Here is a 19,159-nt window from a genome sequence, read left to right on the forward strand (position 1 = left end):
GTTTTTAATTAATAAGTGCTTGGAAAGTTCTGAAATATCTTTATTTTTATGAATCTTTCTGTTGTTATTAGGATAAATCCAGCGATATATAACTTAAAATTATAATGAAATACTACAATTGCTTATTGAATAACAGTGAAAATAACATTAAACATATTCGTTTTATTTAGAGAGTGTTATATTTTCTAGAAATTTGTTTAATTTAATATGCAGAGTTATTATTTTAAAAGGTTATTACTAATGAAGGAGGAGAGGAAAAATTATGTTCAGTCAAAGAACAAGAAAAGGCGTCAAAAAAATCCTAACGATTACAGCTGCTAGCACAATGTTTTCAATGTTTGGATCATCTATTTCTAGCATAGAGGCGGCGTCTCATACGAACGCTCCAGGAGTTTATGTTACACCTAAAAATAGTGTTTCCTCAGATATTATTAGTATAGACTGGTCCCCTGTTCAAACAGCACCATATACATATTGGGCTGTACATAACTGGAACCAGGGAGGAGAAGCTGGTGGGTATGCTGGATTTCAACAACAAAGCGGTTTTGACGAAAATGGAAAGCGTACTTTACATTTTGCAGTTTGGGATCCAATTTCCTCTAAGGAAGCAATAAAAGCAGAATATGTATCCCCTACATCAGTTGCAAGTAATTTTGGCGGAGAGGGAACGGGTCTTAAAATTCAGACGACATATGATTGGAAGAATTATAATTGGTATCGCATGACAATGCGTTCTTGGCAAGAGAATGGACACACAAAATTTGGACAGTGGTTAAAAGATATTTCAAAAAATCAATGGAAGCTTATTGGGATTATGGACTTTCCAGTTCCAAACGTTACATTCAACTACGGACAAACGTTGTTTCAAGAAGATTGGGCTGGTAATGGACAAGATGTAAGAGAGGCACGCGTAAAAAATGGATATGGAAGAAATATCTCAGATAAAAAATGGGTATCTTGGAATACTCAATCAATAGATGGGCAAGAGCCATTAAATAATAATTGGGATGGGGGAGCTACTTCAGAATATCTTTGGTTTAAGGCTGGTGGGAACTCTCAATCAACTATTGGTACAGGAAAAACATTCACGTTAAATCAACCTAGCCAACCTGAAATAGGAAAACTAGATTATGATATAAAGTCTATGTATTATGAAAATGAAAAATTAAATATATCTTGGCAATTAAAAGAGAGTAGTACACCTCAATTTAATGGAAAAATTGAAATTTATAATAATGAAAATATGACGGGCCAACCTATTAACATAATTGATGATATTAAATCTTATCAAAATGGAATCAGTCAATCTATATCATTACCAGAAAATGCTTATGCAAAAATTGTATTAACGGATATATTTGATCAAATTGTTGAGAAAAAGGTACAAATCAAAAATGAATCTCCAAACATTTTAGAAGGGGATAAGTTTGCATGGTCGATGAAAGGTATAGGAGATTTTGAATTTGCAAAAGTCAATTTAAATAAGTCAACAGAAGAATTGCAAGTTAATTTAATAGCAGGGACACCACACAATTATTTTGATAGTACGTATGCAAGTATTAATGTACAGGATACATCAGGTAAAGTGGTATATAACAAAGAGATTTATGGGAATAACCGACAAAATGCTGAAACAAAAACAGTCCCAGTAAAAGTGGGCAATTTTATTGAACTTACACACCTAGAAGGTGGAGAGAGGGCAACATTAACAAATCTGGATAATAATAAACGCGAAAGCTTTGATAAAAAAGTAATATATGAAGTTACAAAGGATGGCCTGAAGAAAGTAAATCAAATTGTTAATCCGAAACCGGACACAGAATCTCCAACACAGCCACAAGGATTATATGCAAGCAATGTTGCATCAGACAGTGTAGAGCTAAAATGGAATCCTTCTACAGACAATGTGGGTGTAAAGGGATATCAGGTGTTACGCGATGGACAATTGATTCAAACTGTACAAGGGACAATGTTTACTGATCAGAATCTTACAGCTAATAAAGAATATAAATATACTGTAAAGGCTGTAGATGCGGCTGGAAATATCTCGGCTCAAAGCAACATCCTTACAGTAACAACAAAGAGTCAAAATGTAACTTATGAAAAATGGGATCCGAAAAAGGCATATACAAAAGGGGACAAAGTAGAATATCAAGGGAAATTTTATGAAGCGGTTCAAAGCTATCAAGGAAATGGAGATCCTACTTGGATATTTGCCTTATCTTTATGGCAACCATTTTATATGAAATAAAAGTTAGTTATTTAAACTTTATATATTAGTTTAGTGGTCGCAAAAATATGTTTAGATTTTAGAATAAGATTTCAAAATGGTAAGGACAAAACTTGAAAACTTAAAATCAATATATAAAGTAAAAATACGGAATTGAATTTTGTTAAGAAAATGTAATAAAAATATTGATAACATGATGGGGAAAATAGTTTTATCACTGAGATAAAAGCCCTGCACACAGGACATCTAAAAAGATACCTTAGCAATAACGACAATTAGGGAGAAGTATTAGCTAAGGTATCTGGATGGATGGTTGCATAATAAATATGCAATTTTGAGCATTGTTGAATGTATTGGGATATCCAACAAGTTCAGAATAACACAAAGTTTCTGCTAATTCAGCCGGTAAATTTGTCCAAAATAGATAGGGGTTATTTGAATTTAAAAGAGAACCATTGAAGATTAGGGTGCTCTAGACTAAAAACTATATTAAGGTAGTAAATGTTTCATGAAATAGGAATAAATCAAAAATTGTAATTCGGTTTTTATGAGTAAATTTGTAATGAGATTCTGTAGTTTTTCTAAATGACATCTCACATATTTATGATAAAGAACAGAAGGGGAATAATGGAAACCATACCATTGATTGTAGACCACAGAATATATACAGCTGAGATACCACATTGATTCATGAAAGTCTACATTGTTATAACACAAAGGCGTTTGGTAACTCTTTATTAAATAGTGAAAATATCATGCTTGATGAGAATGATGATTTGATTAGGAGGAATAGAGATGGAACTAACTAAATTGGAAAAGGTAATTGTTATTAGCACATTTGTTCAAGGTTTGGGTGAGGAATTCCTAGAAAATAGCGAGAACAATCATTCTTTAAGGCAACTACTCCGGGAGATAGAAAAGGTGTTTAGTAATTCAACACCAAATCAAATGCGAGAAGCAGTAGGAAGTGTACTAGACAAATTTATTAATGATTTAATTGAAGAAAACAATTCTCCACTACCAAAAATAAATTAAAGGCTCATACGGAGAAAGAGATAACGAGCTTCATGTAACACACAGGTCATTTTGTGTAACTCAACCTATCCAGAAACAGGTACATAGCAATGAACAAAAGTTATCAAACTATCATAAAGCAATGTATATCTGAAGCGATAAGTCAGAATCATCCTTAATTGGACGCTTTTTTATCCTCACTAACTCTTCAAATGTAAATTTTGCATTTAATCCAGATGATCCCCCTTAAACAACAGAGTGTTAGTTCGTACCAAGTGCGAATGTCAGTTCTTTTATAAAGAGGTTTTTTCAAAATAGATGATGTAAAAAAATAAATCTTTTGAACGATATTTTTATAATATCCTTCATGAACACGACAATTTAAAGTTACTCGAAGAAAATTTAGTTTACAGGATAGGTAGCTTTTATTATAAATCGGATAAATTTTTAAGTCCGCAAGAAATATCTGCACTGAAAATATGTAGTAAATGCGAAAAAATATTGCATGTGGATCAATTTCATAAACAGGGAAAAGCCTATAAAAGCCAATGTAAAGTTTGCAGGAAAAACAGTATATAGCGAGATTAATATCCCTATATATGCCAAAAGTCAGTTACTCGTTTTCGTGGATCGTGTTTTCTAACTACCTTCATTATTTTCTGCATTGTATTTGGTGATGGCACATAATCCTTGTCATTACACAGTTGTCCTAATGTATTTCTATTTACCTTACTAGCCTTTGAAAAATCTAGAATTGAATAATCGTAGCTAGCCATAAATTTGGCTAGCTTTGTTTTATGTCTCCCAATACCTCTACCCCACACGCGAATCTCCTCCATAATCTTTTTTAACCATCATTGTCCAAAACGCCAAAAACTATACGCAATTGCACAAAAGATTTGGCATATTGTCCAAGCCATCAGCAATATGCTTTATCAAGGTCGCTACCAAAGTAACTATCAAACCTGTTATCAAAGTAGCTATCAAAGTAATGCTACAAAGGTATTTGGCCTATAAACCTATATTTAATCAGCATTCAAAATTCTGTTTATAAAGGGGAGATTTATATGTTAACTACATTTATCTCTTTAGGAGTTTTAGGAGTAACGACAATCGGAGGGGTGCTGCTAGAAAAGCATCTTGTAAAAAATGATCACGTTGCAGCAGCTAAACTTTTAAATGATGGAATGTATCATGGGATGAGAATAGGTGGAGTTTGTTTCATTGGCTATGTATTTGTCAAGATCTTAATCATGTTCTAGGAGGTGTTACATGGGACTTATCAAAGAATGGATTCATAAACAAAGTTTGAGGAATCAACTTATAGAGGTATTTAGAAAAGCGGGTTTATATGTAGACCATCAAACACGGGGTGGGAAAGTATCCATTTATCCGAAGATACATGACATTGCTTCTTCGAAAGAAAAAGTTCGATATATATTTACCATTCCAAATGGTTTGGATCCGAAGATTATCGAAAAGAAATGGTTTTGCTTTCAACAAATATTAGGACGCAATGTAGCAATTGAAGGTGATATTAAACGGTTTGTACTAAATGTATTTCATTCGGATGCAGGATTACAAACATACAATTACAGTTATAAGAAATGGCAGCCGTTGCTAAAAGAGCATCGTCTTCCTGTTGTGGTAGGGCGAGACCAATTCGGCAAAATGATTACGTATGACCTGGTCGATTCGAATACACCACATCTTCTAATTGCAGGAGAAACAGGGAGTGGGAAAAGTAGTATGGTACGTGTTGTGCTATCTACACTTGTTCAGCATATGTCCTCTGATAAATTGCATTTGTACCTAGGTGACCTGAAAAATTCTGAATTTCATTTCTTGCGAAGAGTGAAACACGTAAAAGAGGTTTGCATGGAAGAAATTGAAATGAAGATCATGCTACAGAAAGTGTGGAAGCAAATACGCGAACGTAGAAAGCTGATGGAAGAATATGAAGTGGATCATATCGATGAATATAACAAATTGAACACTGACAATCAGAAACCATATATCATACTCGCCATAGATGAAGTTGCCATGTTGCAAGACGAAAAAGAATGCATGTCTATAGTCGAAAGAATATCAGCAGTCGGCAGGGCACTCGGAGTCTTTCTCATGCTCAGTATGCAGAGACCCGACGCAAAAGTATTGGACGGTAAGTTAAAGCTCAATATGACAGTTAGAATGGGTTTTAAATGTGATAGTGCAATTAACAGTAACATCATGGGTACACCTGGTTCAGAACAGTTAGAACAATCGGGCCAAATGATATTAAAGTTAAGTGGATTAAAGAAAGTGCAAGCTCCATATTTAGAATTAAGTAAAGCTAAGAAGATAGTTGAACCTTATCGTGTTCTGAAAGAGAATATAAAAGTTCAAAATCCACCACAAGAAGAAAATCAATTATTCGGGGTGTTGAATTATGATGAGTAGAGACAAAGCGATACTTAGCAATCTGAAACGTTTTAGATGTATGTCTCGTGATGATATTGTTGATTTGCATTTTCAAGGATTAAAGAACGCAGTGACTTGCTGTAATACGGTGATGAAACGATTAAGAAGAGATGGTCATGTGGATGCCAATATCTCGCAGCAGCCATACATTTACTTCCCTCAACCCAGCACACTTTGCAAAACTAGCCAGAAGATTCCCCACTTTCTTGGTATCGTAGATGTTTATAAACAGCTTATCCATTATGAAAAACCGAAACTGTTTAAAGTGGAGCCAAAGTACGGTAAAGATTTCATGGAACCTGATGCATTTACAATTTGGCGTAGATCTCCATTCTTCATTGAAGTTCAGAATTCAGTTTACAGTAAAAAAGTTATGCAAGATAAAATAAATAGGTATGAGTTGTACTTCCAGAGTCAGAATTGGCATAACGAATCTTGGCAGCCAAAAGAATCTAAATTCTTTCCATCAATACTTATAATTACTGAAAAGCATTATGATATTAGATCTTTTAATCTACGTATTTTTCAAGCTTTTTCAATTAGCAATTTCTTAGATAACCTTGCTGTAAAAGCAGAATAAGAGTCCCTAATCAGGGCTTTTTTCTTTGAAGGGATTTCTTAATAAGCAATACAAGTACATCTGCGTTTATGAGGTTGCAATTGACCAAATTATCTCATATATAATTTTGCCATATATATGGAACAATCCAAGAGGTATTGCAATTTCTCCATGTCACTTTACCTATAAATTGGCCGTAAGTTAATTAGTAACCCGTAAACTTGCCGGAAATTTTTAATAAGAAGCATAAAGTTGCCAAGAGTTAAGGTGTTTTTATGCTTAAAAAAAACTAGAATATCAATAAAAACTTCACTGAAAAGATAGCACCAACAATACGCGAATTTCGTACTCTAATCCTAATTTCATAAATAAAAAGTCGATTTCCTTGAAGTGACCCCCGAAAGTTAGACAGGTCGTTTCATTAGGCAGCCTCTAGGGTATGAGCCCGGTATTGTACCGGGCTCATACCCTTTAATTTTGCCTTAATTCTTTTATGATTATAGTAGTCTATATATTTTGCTAATTCTTGTTTGAAATGTGTTATACTTTCAAATTCTTTTCGATACAGAAATTCCGATTTCATAATACCGAAAAAGTTTTCAATAACGGCATTGTCATAACAGTTTCCTTTGCGAGACATACTTTGTGTTATGCCACATTGCTTAAGAGAATGACGGTATTGTTTCATTTGATAGTGCCACCCTTGATCAGAATGAATGAGGAGTTTGTCTTGATCTGTTACACGTGCAAGGGCTTGGTCTAACATTGTTGAAACAAGGGAATAGGTCGGTCTTGAACCAATTGTATACGTGATAATTTCACCATTAAATAAATCTAACATTGGTGATAGGTATAACTTCTCCCCAAATAACTTAAACTCCGTAATATCTGTAACCCACTTTTCATTTGGTTTGTCGGCTTGGAAGTTGCGATTTAAAATATTCGGCGCAATTTTCCCAACTGTCCCTTTGTAAGAGCGATATTTTTTCATACGAACAAGACATTTCAACCCTAATTCTTTCATAAGGCGATACACTTTTTTATGATTTATTTTGTGTCCACGATTCATCAGTTCATCACGAATACGCCGATACCCATAACACCCACCATGTTCATCATAAATAGCTTGAATCAGTTCTTTTACCTCCGCATTTGAATCAGGACGATTGAACCGTTTGATCCAGTAATAGTACGTACTACGTGGAATGTTTGCGAGTTGAAGTAACTCTTTGACAGGAAATTCATGCCTTAACTCATAGATTACTTGGGCTTTGTCTTGTTTGGTGATTGTTTCTTGTTTTGAACTAAGGCATTCAACTTTTTTAAATATGCATTTTCCATACGTAAACGCTCATTTTCCGCTTGTAGTGCTTCTATTGAGCCCTCTACTACTGGTTTTATTTTTTTATCTTTCATGGTTGGACGCCCCTTTTTCTTTGAATGTAGGGCATCCAATCCTCCTGTTTCATAAGCTATTTTCCATTTCCGAAGTGTTTCATAAGACGGAATATTGAAAAGTGCCGCTGTTTCTCTGATAGATGTCCCGTGTTCATTCATATAATTAAGTACGTCTAGTTTATACTGGGTAGAGTAGGATGTATAGCGTTTTTCAAAAGCATTTTCACCTGAAGATTCATATCGTCTAATCCACTCACGAAGTAAGCTAGGAGTAACTTCTATAGATTTAGCAATTGTTTTTCCGCTTTCTGTACCATCTAAATATCGTTTCACTGCTTGGATTTTCTCTGTTGAAGAAAATTTAGCCATAAAAAATGCACCTGTATGTTAAGAAAATGACTTTTTAATGAGTAACTTAATGGCTTTATTAGATTTGAGCTTGGTTAAATTAAATCCAAAATATCTTTTGGTGTATTTAATACATAATCAGCTTTTTCAAAACCTTTCCTTGTCTTTGAACACCATAAAGCGAGTGCGAATTTAATACCAGCACTTTTTGCACATTGCATGTCGTATATAGAGTCCCCAATATAAATTGCCTCATTATTAGGAATATCTAACTGTTGCAAACAAGCTAATAATGGCTCAGGGTGTGGTTTATGTTTATCAGTATCACATGCACAAATCGTATGTTCATAGTAACCACTTAAACCAAATGGCTCGAACTCATCTATTAATTCTTGCTTAGTTTTTGATGTAACAATACCAAGCTTTAATTTACTAAGGGATAACTCTTTAATAACGTCTTCTAATTCTTCAAATACGGAAACTTCATGAGAAAAATCTAGTACAGCTTTGGACCATTTAGGATGAACAACTTCTATATTTGGTACGTTTAATTTTTTTACGTTTCTTTCCCTGAAATTCCTAATGCGAATCTTAAATCGTGTAACACATAATCCTCCTTTAATTCTTCTTTTAAAATTTTTTGTAACGATTTTAGTATTGCTTTTTCTGTGTCTAAAATTGTACCATCCACGTCAAAGATAAGAGATGTAATCAAAATAAAACCTCCCAATTTTTTTACTCTTCACTTGCAATTACTATTTCAACACCGTTTTCCTTCAAAGTGTTATATAAATCATTAGGCATAATTTGATCAGCATGTTTTATTAATTCACGCTTGAAATAAATATCTTCTTCAAAACCATAGTATATTCCGTCTTCCGTAATACCAGCGATTCCAATAAACGCCTTATGGAAGTGATAATCTTTGAGTTTTTCAGTGGTAGCCTCCGTAGTATGTCGAGAGTTTTTATTCAGCGCCCCCCAAAAGGTGAATAGTCGCATCTTCAGATTGAGCTAACATATATGCACTATCAATCGAATTCGTCACAAGAGTTACGTTCTTTGATTGTAAATGTTGAGCTACAAAATTGACTGTTGTTGAAACATCTAAGTAAATCATGTCATTATTTTCAATCAAATTTGCAGCTTTCATTCCAATCGATTTTTTCTTTTCTAATTCAGTCTGTGACCGCTCTTGATAAGTATCAATTTTCTTATGAACAGTTGCTAAGGCGACTCCACCATAAGTTCTAACTATTGCCTTATTGTTGGGGATTTTTACTATATCTCTTCTTGCATTATCTCGTGAGATATGAAAGATTTCACACATTTGTTTTATATTCATGGTTTTATGTGTTTGTAAATAATTAAGGACTCGTATCAATCGTTCTTCTTGATTCATAAGTAACCTCCTTAAGCTTATTTAAGTCGCCTTAAGTCTATTCGCAAGTTTATTTAAGTGATAAAGTGCGTAAATATCTCTTATTTTAAGTCGCTTTAAGTGGTTTTAATAATTTTTTTGATCCCTTTATAATGAGTGTTAAATTCTATATAACAAGTCCCATAAACGACCGTTTAAGGGACTTTATTTATTTCTATCGAAACGGACTGAAATAAAGTTGGAAATAACTTCCGAAACTCGTTATCAAAAACAAAGTACAATAACAAACATTGAATATCGTTTAAGTAACCTTCTTAACGTACGGTAAACCCAACTTCCAACGCTTGAAACACCAATACTAAACAATAAATATCTCCTCTCATTTTTAATAAAAACTTCATAATGTTTTTTGTATCTTTTGCATTCATCTATCTCATATTAAAACTACTTACCCCTATATTAGGTTATTTTTAAAAAACTTTTTTTATTGGGGTAATTCATTCTCTTTATAGTATAAAATACCATTCCGCGAAGAATAATTTATTAATCAACGCTAGAAACTGATGATTTACTATATAGCATGATAAATCCACATTTTTTGTTTGGAATATTATAGATATTCTCAATTTCGAAATTTAATTTCAGTAAAAATATAAAAATGTTGAAACTATATTTCAAAAATGCTATTCTATATTTGTAATTAAGAAAACGTTTTCGCGAAATGATACAAATAAAAAATTCCGATAAAAAAGGGTGGTATATATGTTAGAAAATTTAACAACAGAAACTCGTAATGAAAAAACGATGAACTTAGATGAAATGTCAACAATAGAATTTCTTAAAGTAATAAACGATGAGGATGCAAAAGTGGCAGCTGGAGTAAAATTAGCAATTCCACAAATCGCAAAAGCAGTAGAGGCAATTGTAGAAGCAAAAAGAAAAGGAGGCCGTTTAATTTATATTGGTGCTGGAACAAGTGGGCGCATTGGTTTACTAGATGCTGTTGAATGTCCACCAACTTTTGGTACAGAGTCTGAAGAGGTGATTGGATTAATTGCTGGTGGCAAGAAAGCATTCATTAAAGCAGTAGAAGGTGCAGAAGACAATAAGGAATTGGGAATTCAAGATCTAAAGGACATCAATCTAACAAATAAAGACATTGTAGTAGGAATTGCTGCTAGTGGACGTACTCCCTATGTGATTGGTGGTTTAGAATATGCGAATTCTATTGGAACACAAACAGTGGCAGTAAGTTGTAACAAAGGTTCGGCAATTGGAAGAGAAGCAAATATTGTGATTGAAGTTAATAATGGACCGGAGGTATTAACTGGGTCTACTCGATTGAAAGCGGGAACATCTCAAAAATTAATATGTAATATGCTTTCAACAGCATCTATGGTTGGGTTAGGAAAGGTATATGGAAATTTAATGGTAGACTTACAATTAACAAACGAAAAGCTTGTAGAACGTGCAAAACATATTGTAATGGAAGCTACGTCTTGTGACTATGAAACAGCTGAATTATATTTATCAAAGGCTGATAATAAACCTAAGATTGCAATTGTAATGATCTTAGCAGGTTTTTCCAAAGAAGAAGCTATACAGCGATTAAAAGAGACTCAAGGTTTTATTCGTCAAGCAGTTAAATAACCAAAAACGAGCGAGGTGTTTATCATGAGTAAATATCATAATATTGCATCAGAAATATTAGAAGCTATTGGTGGAAGTAATAATGTAGCATCTTATACAAATTGTATGACACGTCTTCGAATAATACCTGTAAATCGAGACCACATTAAAGAAGAAGCTGTAAAAAAAATTAACGGAGTTCTTGGAGTTGTTGATGATGAAACCTATCAAATTATTCTTGGGCCAGGTGTTGTTACAAAAGTAGCTGAACAGTTCGATATTGTTTTAGCGCAAGGGAAAGAAAAGTCTGTTAGCTCAACAACACCTTCCGCTGAAGATCTACAAGCAAAAGGTGCAGAAATGAAGGCTGAACAAAAGAAAAAAAATAATACACCTTTTAAAACATTTTTAAGAAAAATCGGGAATATATTCATCCCTTTAATTCCGGCTTTTGTTGGAGCCGGTTTAATCGCGGGTATTGCATCGATTTTGTCAAATAATATTACTGCAGGGAATCTAGACAGTGCTACTTGGCAGCAGTATGTAACTATTTTTAATGTTATTAAAAATGCAATATTTAGTTATTTGGTTATTTATGTAGGGATTAATGCGGCAAAAGAATTTGGAGCAACACCATCTCTTGGTGGGGTCATCGGTGGTGTACCCCTTTTAACGGGAGTAACAGCTGACCTTCAAATAAACAATATATTCAACGGTGATCCATTATCACCAGGTCAAGGTGGGGTACTTGGAGTTCTATTAGCTGTTTGGATTTTATCAATTGTTGAAAAGCAATTACGTAAATTTGTTCCTGATGCAATAGATATTATTGTAACACCAACAATTGTATTGCTAGTAGTAGGATTGATTACAATTTTCTTAATCATGCCATTCGCTGGGTTTATATCAAATAATTTAATTGGTGCAATTAATTGGGTATTAGTACATGGTAGTGTATTCTCAGGGTTTGTGCTTGGAGCGGCGTTCTTACCACTGGTTATGTTAGGTCTACATCAAGTATTAATACCAATTCATATTGAAATGATTAATTCAACAGGTGCGACACAATTACTTCCCATTCTTTCAATGGCAGGTGCCGGACAAGTTGGAGCAGCAATTGCGTTATGGGTTCGCTGTAAAAAGAATAAGTCATTAACAAATATGATAAAAGGTGCGCTTCCAGTTGGTATCCTCGGGATTGGTGAACCGCTTATTTATGGTGTGACATTACCACTAGGACGTCCGTTTATTACCGCTTGCATTGGCGGAGGTATTGGCGGAGCAGTTATTGGTTTATTGGGTCAAGTTGGAGCAATTGCAATTGGACCATCGGGTATGGCTTTAGTTCCATTAATTTCAAATGGAGCATGGTTGAACTATGTCATTGGATTATTTGCTGGGTATGCTGCGGGATTTATTCTCACATATTTCTTTGGTGTACCAAAAGAAGCAATGGTGGAACAAGAATAATAGTGCGGAATTTTGTGAAAGTACGATTAATCCTTTGGATAGTCGTACTTTTTTTATATAATAAACATAGAAAGTTGTTAATAATTTAGGTACAAGTAATAGATAAAGTCAATCTTTAATCAATGGAGTTTCTTCATTATCTCCACTTAACTTCTTCGCCGGAATTTGAGGTGGAAGTATGAATGTCCGCGAAAAACGGTATGAATTTTTTATAAAGGAAGCGAAACGCTAAAGTTCAAGAGGAAAAGTATAAATAGAAAGAAGCTGAAATAATTGGCGGTACATAGTATTGGAACACAAATAGAATTAGTTTTAGATGGATTACCTGTCTCAGAGAAAAAGATAGGAGAATATATTCTTTCTCATAAAAAAGAAGTAACCCAGATGACAATACATAAATTAGCAAAAGAAGCAGAAACGAGTAGTGCGGCTGTTGTTCGCTTTTGTCGATCATTAGGAGTAACTGGTTTTCCAGATTTGAAAGCCCGTCTATACGCTGAAGTAGAGCATATACATCATGTAGGATATTTTGATATTGAACCTAATGAAAAAGTGCAATCAATTATTGATAAGACGTTATCTAATACAGTTCAAACTCTTCATGATACAGTCGGACAATTAGAAGCAAAATCTATTGAAGAAGCAGTTGGATTGCTAAGAGTTACAGAAGTTATTTATATTTATGGAATAGGGGCGTCTTTTCTTATTGCAGAGGATGTAGCGCAGAAATGGATTCGTCTAGGTAAAAAAGCTTATGCAATTTCTGATCGCCATTTGTTAGCAGTAGCGATGGCTACTCAATCAGGAAATGCATTATTTTGGGGGATTTCTTATAGTGGAGAAACAAGAGACGTAATAGAACTAATGAAAACAGCAAAAGAGCTTGGGCTGAAAACAATTAGTCTTTCTCGTTTAGGGAATAGTAAAATTTCTGAGTTAGCAGATGTATCTTTATTTACAGCACGTGCACCTGAAGCGGAAATTCGTAGTGCAGCAACAAGTTCTCGATTTGCTCAACTATTAGTAATCGATGTTGTCTTCTTTACATACTCTTCTTCGCAATATGAATTCACAGTGGAGCAATTAGAAAAGACAAAACATGCTATCCAGTATCTACAAGAATAAAAGTATTTGAATTATAAAACTGAAAAGATAAGAAGTTATGTCAGTATTGAATTAACAAGTGGCGTGGAAAAATCGTTTATAGTTTGAAATACTGAAAGGAGCTCTGGTACAGTAATTGTATTAGGGGCCCCGCTCAGAGTTGAAGGATATTTAATGGAGTGTATAGACTCGCTAAATCAATGTTTAGATGGGTTATCTCGAAATAGTAATGACCTAGAGAGAGTTGGTACAGCAAAAGGTAAATTCTATGTTCACCCACGTGATAAAGATACACCTGAAGAAGCAAAAACCTATAGCTCTGCATATACAGTATGTTAACCAGGATAAAACAAAAAAATTTATCGAGAGGAAGCTTTTTGTTTCGACAGAAATACTAGCCCCCACCTCAAGCTCAATTAGAGGAGAGATAGGGGTAAGTTCAATTCTTGTACTAAAACAATTTTGCAACACTCTCTAAAAAGACTAATTAATTTCTATGATTTCTGGAGTTACTTCATATGAGTAACTCCTAATTGGCGTGCCATCTGCAGTTTTTGTATTTTTGGGTAAAATATTTACTTCTATAGTCATTTTAGATCCATATTTCGCTTGATATGTTCCCTTACCATCTTGGTATGCAACATTTGGCTCTGTTCGAGAATAATCTAGAATCCCATTTAATCCGTGATTTTCTCTTTGAGCTAACAGCGTTTTTACCCAGTTACCCATTAATTCACTATGTTCCATCTTTTGGTCTGCATAATTTATATAATTTGTGTTTATTTCTCCGCTGTATGCTGTACGAAGTTTTACATCTCCTGTACTTTCCATCATCTTTAAAGTTGCGGTTACTACTGCTTTTTCATTAGGCTTAAGTTTTACAGGCTGTGCAGGGACCGTATATGTTATAGTTTCTGTATCGGTTTTAGAACATGCTTGTGCAAAATTATACTCTGCAGTTAATTCTACAGATCCTTCTGCAACAAGAGGAAGCTTAAGTTTTCCGCCAGCTTTTGATCCTACTTTTCCTCCGTGAGTGGTAGTAGAGGTCACTGTAGATGTAATTGCTTTAGAAAACGATGATGAATATAATGTTTATTTGTTCCCCCAGTATGGGATAATTCACTCGTTCCTACAAATTCAGGAGAAAGTAATTCATCTTTTTTTGTATTTGGAACTACTTCAACAGAATAACTAGGAAATTTAGAATATATAAATTGGTAAGCAGTGATTTTCTTTACATTCCAATTGGTAAGACCTTGTAAAGTTGATAATAACGTATCTGTTTCTGTGAGATAATCTTCAAACCCTTTAACATCTTCACGTTCAGGTATAACATATTCAGGGACTATAGAATGCTGTTGCTTTTCAAAACTATTAATATTAATGGAACCTGCATTTGCTAATTCAGGTGATGTGAATGCAATTGATGTAGCTAAAGTAATAATAGAAGACGTAGCGGCTATTCTTTTTTTATATTTTTATTTTTTTTCATGGTATAGCTCCTATTCTTATAAGATTTTTCATAAAGAAGGTATTGCAAAAATAAATATGCAATAGACAGAGATTCCTTTAGTAGATGTTGAAAATACAAAGACTAGCTTTAGATTTTCTTCATCATCCAAAACGGTAAATGTTATGCTCACCTAAACATACGATATAACGAATTTAATGGTACGGAAAACATATAACTCATAGCTTCATAGTATATAATGACACAATTTTAGGCGATTTTATAAAATGTATACATTAATAACTAGTATTTACTATAATGAAATGTAATTTTTAATACAAAGTAACACATAGATGTATTAAAATCTCTTGATTTTTAATAGGTATATTATGATATATTCCTGAAATTAAGATAAATAAGGAGCACGGCAACGATTACTTCTTTTGGAGATTACTCAAAATAGCCACAGCCTATTTATCAATAGACTGTAGCTATTTTTGTCTAATTTGTAGTTTTTAATCCATTATGTGAAATGGTCTATGCCCATCAACTTAAGAAATTTTAGGCCTTATCCAATTTCTAAGACAGTTGTACGTGTTTATTTTTTCTTTTTCACATTTGATAGGTCATGAACCCAGCGCATGATGTTTATTGTATGAACCGAAACACCACATTTTTTTGCTAACGAAAAAAGCCCAATTGATCTCCCTCCTACTCACGGGGATATATCCTTCACGTTTTTTGAGGAGGGAGATCAATTGGCTAAAATGATAAATGGATCACGGCTTTTCTTTCTGTATATTGATGTGCTTATCACGCATTATAAAGTAAATAGGGAGACCTAAAGCAGTTAATCCTATTCCATACAATGCTAGTAACGGTTGTGTAAACAGGGTGTTAAAAACAATAAATAATCCACCTACTAAAGCTATTGTCGGTATAAATGGATATAGAGGTACTTTGTAAGGACGTAGGAGCTCAGGTTCTCTTTTACGCAAAATAAAAACAGCTAAAAAAGTCATGGTATAGAATATCCATATAACAAACACTAACATATCTGTTAAAGTATTAAACCCACCTACGAGCATCATAATAACAGAAATGAATAGGATAAATATTCCAGAATTATAAGGGATGCTTCTATTAGATAATGTAGCAAACCATTTGCTAAAAGGTAATTTATTTTCTATTGCCATTGCATAAGGAATTCTCATTCCCGTCATAATATATCCATTAATTGTTCCAAATACAGAGATTAAGATACCTATACTAACTAATTTTCCACCCAAAGTACCAAAAATAATCGTTGCTACCTCGGATGCAGGAGTATCAGTTCCTGCAAGTGCTGTTGCAGACATCACCATTAGAAATGCAATATTAATTAATAAATAAACGACCATAACAATTGATAATCCCGATATGATTGCTTTAGGTAAATCTTTTTTAGGATTTTTCATTTCTCCAGCAATATTCCCAACGTGAATCCATCCATCATAGGCAAACATTGTTGCTAGTAAACCAGAACCAAGAGCAGATATAAAAGGTTTATTTGCTCCAGCTTCAATTGGGAACAATTGAAAAGGTACATCCCCTTTGTGTAGCAAACCGAAAATAATAATAAGGGCTAAAGGAAGTAGTTTACATATGGTGGAGACCATCTGAATGCTTCCAGCTGCTTTCGCACCTAAAAAGTTCATAAGGGTTACAAAGGTCGCAATACAGACTGCGATTCCTACAATCATCATTTTGTTATCATTAGCATTTAGTCCAAATAAACTAACAGTTTGGGTCCCAAAAATAATAGCAAGTGCTGCAATATTTGCAGGGAAGTATATGACAGTTTGTGCCCATCCAAGAAGGAAAGCAGTTAAGCTACCATAAGTCCGTTTTAGATATGCCATCATTCCGCCCGTTTCAGGAATAGCAGCAGATAGTTCAGCTGCTGTTAAGCCTGCACAAATGGTTAATATTCCACCTATTACCCATGCAAGTAGCCCTAAACTTGCTGTTCCAGTAACACCATATACTGCAGTCGGTTTGAAGAAAACTCCAGCTCCGATTACAGTACCAATAACAGTAGTTAGAGCAGCAAAGAAGCCAATTTCTTTTTTTAATTGTTGTTTTGACAAAACAATCACTCCTGTTATAAACACAATTTGTAATAAATTTAAGCTTTTTCTGTTGATAATTAGATAGTATCTCCTACCTTGTATAGAATATTATTTATTGTTTTAATCTGATTTTTACCTAAGGAGTACTTTTATATAAAAGGAAGCAACATTAATATTGTTTTAAAAATTTATAATGAATGAAAATAATTACAAACAGATATGAATTCATGTGAATAAATCACAAAATGTGATTTTGAATGTTTCTATCTTATAAGGGCAAACAGGCGATAAGAATATCATAAATGGACATAATAAGTTTGGTGTATTCAGCCATTACCTATTTTCACTCGCAGGTAAGTCTATGTAAATCAAATCGTTTGTAAAAGGATGTGTTAGAAATGAGAATTGGAGTAGTAAAAGAGATAAAAAAAGGAGAAGCACGTGTAGGAATGACCCCTGAAAATGTTCGGAAGTTAGTTGGAGGAGGGCACCAAATCTTAGTAGAAAAAGATGCTGGTGTAGGTTCTGGATATTCAAATGATGAATATATAAATGCAGGAGCAAATTTGGTAGCACAAGGAGAAGCTTGGGAAGTTGATATGGTAGTAAAAGTAAAAGAACCATTACCTGAAGAGTATCATTACTTTAAAAAAGACCTTATAGTCTGGGGGTTTTTACATTTAGCTGCCTCTAAAGAATGTGTGGAGGCGATGAGAAACGCAGGAACTACTGCAATTGCAGGAGAAACAATTAGCGAAGATGGTGTTTTGTCATTATTAAAGCCAATGAGTGCAATTGCTGGCCGTCGTGCCGTATTTATGGGAGCATATTATTTAGAAAAACAACATCAAGGAGAAGGGATTTTATTATCAGGTATTGAGGGAATCCCTGCCGGAAATGTAGTCATTTTAGGTGGAGGAAATGCTGCAATTAATGCATGTGATATGGCAATTGGCATTGGGTGTAGTGTAACTATCTTAGAACTGAACCAAATACAAATAACATATTTAAAAGAGAGATATATAAATGATCCTGTTGAAGTTATTGAATCTAATACTCAAAACTTAGAAAAACATATACAAATAGCTGACTTATTTATTTCAACAATCTTAATACCAGGATCTAAACCTCCGAAAATTGTAAAAGAATATATGGTACAATCCATGAAGCCTGGAAGTGTTATTGTGGATATTGCAATAGATCAAGGTGGTACGATCGAGACGGTCGATCATTATACAACCCACGATGATCCTGTATTTATTAAACATGATGTAATCCATTATGCAGTACCCAATATGCCTGGTGCTACCCCACGTACTTCTACTATGGCATTGGCTAAGGGGAATATTGATTACTTACTAGCGATAGCTAAAGATGGATTAGAAAATGCAATTCAACATAAACCAGCTTTGGCAACTGGTATAAATATTTATAAGGGTACGATAACTTATGAGAACTTAGGAACAACACTAGAATTAGATTATAAGCCATTGAAAGAAGTGTTATTATGAGTAATGCAATTTTACCACTCAACATTGGGAATATAAAAAAAGCACAAGAAATTTTGGATGGAAATGCTAGAAAAACACCTTTGGTTAAATCTTTCTATTTAACCAGTAAAACCGGTGGAGAAATTTATTTGAAGTTAGAAAATATGCAGTTAACAGGTTCATTCAAGTTTCGTGGTGCATTTAATAAAATTTCCCAACTAACAAATGAAGAAAAAGAACGTGGTGTAATCGCTTGTTCAGCTGGAAATCATGCACAAGGTGTGGCATTATCTTCTCATTTACTTAAAATCAAAAGCAAAATTGTGATGCCAACTTCCGCACCGCAAGCTAAAGTGGATGCGACTAGAGGATATGGTTCTGAAGTTATTTTATACGGTGATACGTTTGATGATGCAAAGGCGAAATGTGAAGAGATTATAAAAGAAACAGGAGAAACATACCTACATCCATATGATGATGTAGAAGTAATGGCTGGCCAAGGGACAATTGGT

The 19,159-nt window shown here is 33.9% G+C and carries 14 protein-coding genes and 3 pseudogenes; 11 read left to right on the forward strand and 6 right to left on the reverse strand.

All coding sequences use genetic code 11. The annotated features are described in order from the left end of the window. The first annotated feature begins 262 nt into the window (after nt 1-262). Both BM089_RS28055 and BM089_RS28060 read left to right on the forward strand, forming a co-directional pair. On the forward strand, nt 263-2,251 hold the full coding sequence (locus tag BM089_RS28055) for a DUF3472 domain-containing protein (RefSeq protein ID WP_090978652.1): 1,989 nt from the start codon (nt 263-265) through the stop codon (nt 2,249-2,251). A gap of 774 nt (nt 2,252-3,025) precedes the next feature. Then, nucleotides 3,026-3,265 carry a hypothetical protein gene (locus tag BM089_RS28060; RefSeq protein ID WP_090978654.1) on the forward strand — a complete coding sequence of 80 codons (240 nt, stop codon included), beginning with the start codon at nt 3,026-3,028 and terminating at the stop codon, nt 3,263-3,265. Between the two features lie 572 nt (nt 3,266-3,837). On the opposite strand, the gene BM089_RS28065 is transcribed toward BM089_RS28060, so the two are convergent. After that, nucleotides 3,838-4,068: a helix-turn-helix domain-containing protein gene (locus BM089_RS28065; protein WP_061530211.1), complete on the reverse strand. Its 231-nt coding sequence runs from the start codon at nt 4,066-4,068 to the stop codon at nt 3,838-3,840. A 243-nt stretch (nt 4,069-4,311) separates the two neighbouring features. Here BM089_RS28065 and BM089_RS28070 point away from each other — a divergent pair, with 243 nt between their 5' ends. Genes BM089_RS28070 through BM089_RS28080 form a run of 3 tightly spaced genes read left to right on the forward strand, consistent with a single transcriptional unit; the run spans nt 4,312 to nt 6,284 of the window. Then, nucleotides 4,312-4,506, forward strand: a complete 195-nt coding sequence (locus BM089_RS28070; protein ID WP_090978656.1) for a hypothetical protein — start codon at nt 4,312-4,314, stop codon at nt 4,504-4,506. 10 nt (nt 4,507-4,516) lie between these two features. Further along, nucleotides 4,517-5,683 carry an FtsK/SpoIIIE domain-containing protein gene (locus BM089_RS28075; protein ID WP_090978658.1) on the forward strand — a complete coding sequence of 389 codons (1,167 nt, stop codon included), beginning with the start codon at nt 4,517-4,519 and terminating at the stop codon, nt 5,681-5,683. Further along, on the forward strand, nt 5,673-6,284 hold the full coding sequence (locus BM089_RS28080) for a replication-relaxation family protein (protein WP_090978660.1): 612 nt from the start codon (nt 5,673-5,675) through the stop codon (nt 6,282-6,284). Before BM089_RS28075 ends, BM089_RS28080 begins: the two co-directional genes overlap by 11 nt. Before the next feature lie 400 nt (nt 6,285-6,684). Here the strand turns inward: BM089_RS28080 and BM089_RS28085 are convergent. The 3 genes and pseudogenes from BM089_RS28085 to BM089_RS28095 form a co-directional block, all read right to left on the reverse strand. Then, nucleotides 6,685-8,030 (reverse strand): IS3 family transposase gene (locus BM089_RS28085; protein ID WP_090978662.1). Its coding sequence is split into 2 segments (ribosomal slippage): nt 6,685-7,589 and nt 7,589-8,030, totalling 1,347 coding nucleotides; the frame shifts between segments, so codons are not numbered across the junction. 74 nt (nt 8,031-8,104) lie between these two features. Then, a pseudogene (locus BM089_RS28090) lies at nt 8,105-8,724 on the reverse strand (HAD family hydrolase). A 20-nt stretch (nt 8,725-8,744) separates the two neighbouring features. Beyond that, a pseudogene (locus BM089_RS28095) lies at nt 8,745-9,411 on the reverse strand (DeoR/GlpR family DNA-binding transcription regulator). Between the two features lie 741 nt (nt 9,412-10,152). Here BM089_RS28095 and murQ point away from each other — a divergent pair. The 4 genes from murQ (at nt 10,153) to BM089_RS31245 (ending at nt 13,932) form a co-directional block, all read left to right on the forward strand. After that, nucleotides 10,153-11,040 (forward strand): N-acetylmuramic acid 6-phosphate etherase, encoded by an 888-nt coding sequence (gene murQ, locus BM089_RS28100; RefSeq protein WP_090978664.1) that lies wholly within the window; start codon nt 10,153-10,155, stop codon nt 11,038-11,040. A 24-nt stretch (nt 11,041-11,064) separates the two neighbouring features. Further along, nucleotides 11,065-12,489: a PTS transporter subunit EIIC gene (locus BM089_RS28105; RefSeq protein WP_090978666.1), complete on the forward strand. Its 1,425-nt coding sequence runs from the start codon at nt 11,065-11,067 to the stop codon at nt 12,487-12,489. Nucleotides 12,490-12,762: 273 nt separating this feature from the next. Then, nucleotides 12,763-13,614 (forward strand): MurR/RpiR family transcriptional regulator, encoded by an 852-nt coding sequence (locus BM089_RS28110; RefSeq protein WP_090978668.1) that lies wholly within the window; start codon nt 12,763-12,765, stop codon nt 13,612-13,614. A 153-nt stretch (nt 13,615-13,767) separates the two neighbouring features. After that, nucleotides 13,768-13,932, forward strand: coding sequence for a hypothetical protein (locus BM089_RS31245; RefSeq protein WP_175495702.1), 165 nt, complete (start codon nt 13,768-13,770; stop codon nt 13,930-13,932). A 144-nt stretch (nt 13,933-14,076) separates the two neighbouring features. On the opposite strand, the pseudogene BM089_RS28115 reads toward BM089_RS31245, so the two are convergent. Both BM089_RS28115 and BM089_RS28120 read right to left on the reverse strand, forming a co-directional pair. Beyond that, nucleotides 14,077-14,673 (reverse strand): annotated as a pseudogene (locus tag BM089_RS28115) (ETX/MTX2 family pore-forming toxin); the annotation flags it as partial. A 1,152-nt stretch (nt 14,674-15,825) separates the two neighbouring features. Continuing rightward, nucleotides 15,826-17,175, reverse strand: coding sequence for an APC family permease (locus BM089_RS28120; protein ID WP_090978675.1), 1,350 nt, complete (start codon nt 17,173-17,175; stop codon nt 15,826-15,828). A gap of 380 nt (nt 17,176-17,555) precedes the next feature. Between BM089_RS28120 and ald the strand changes: the two genes are divergently transcribed. Together ald and BM089_RS28130 are read left to right on the forward strand one after the other, a co-directional pair. Further along, entirely contained in the window at nt 17,556-18,668 is a 1,113-nt protein-coding gene (gene ald, locus BM089_RS28125) for an alanine dehydrogenase (protein WP_090978677.1), read from the forward strand. Next, nucleotides 18,665-19,159 (forward strand): pyridoxal-phosphate dependent enzyme (locus BM089_RS28130; protein ID WP_139213344.1); only part of this gene is annotated, 495 nt, incomplete at its 3' end. The genes ald and BM089_RS28130, both read left to right, overlap by 4 nt.

This window comes from Bacillus sp. 5mfcol3.1 (assembly GCF_900114335.1).
In the GTDB taxonomy this organism is placed as follows: Bacteria; Bacillota; Bacilli; order Bacillales; family Bacillaceae_G; genus Bacillus_A; species Bacillus_A thuringiensis_S.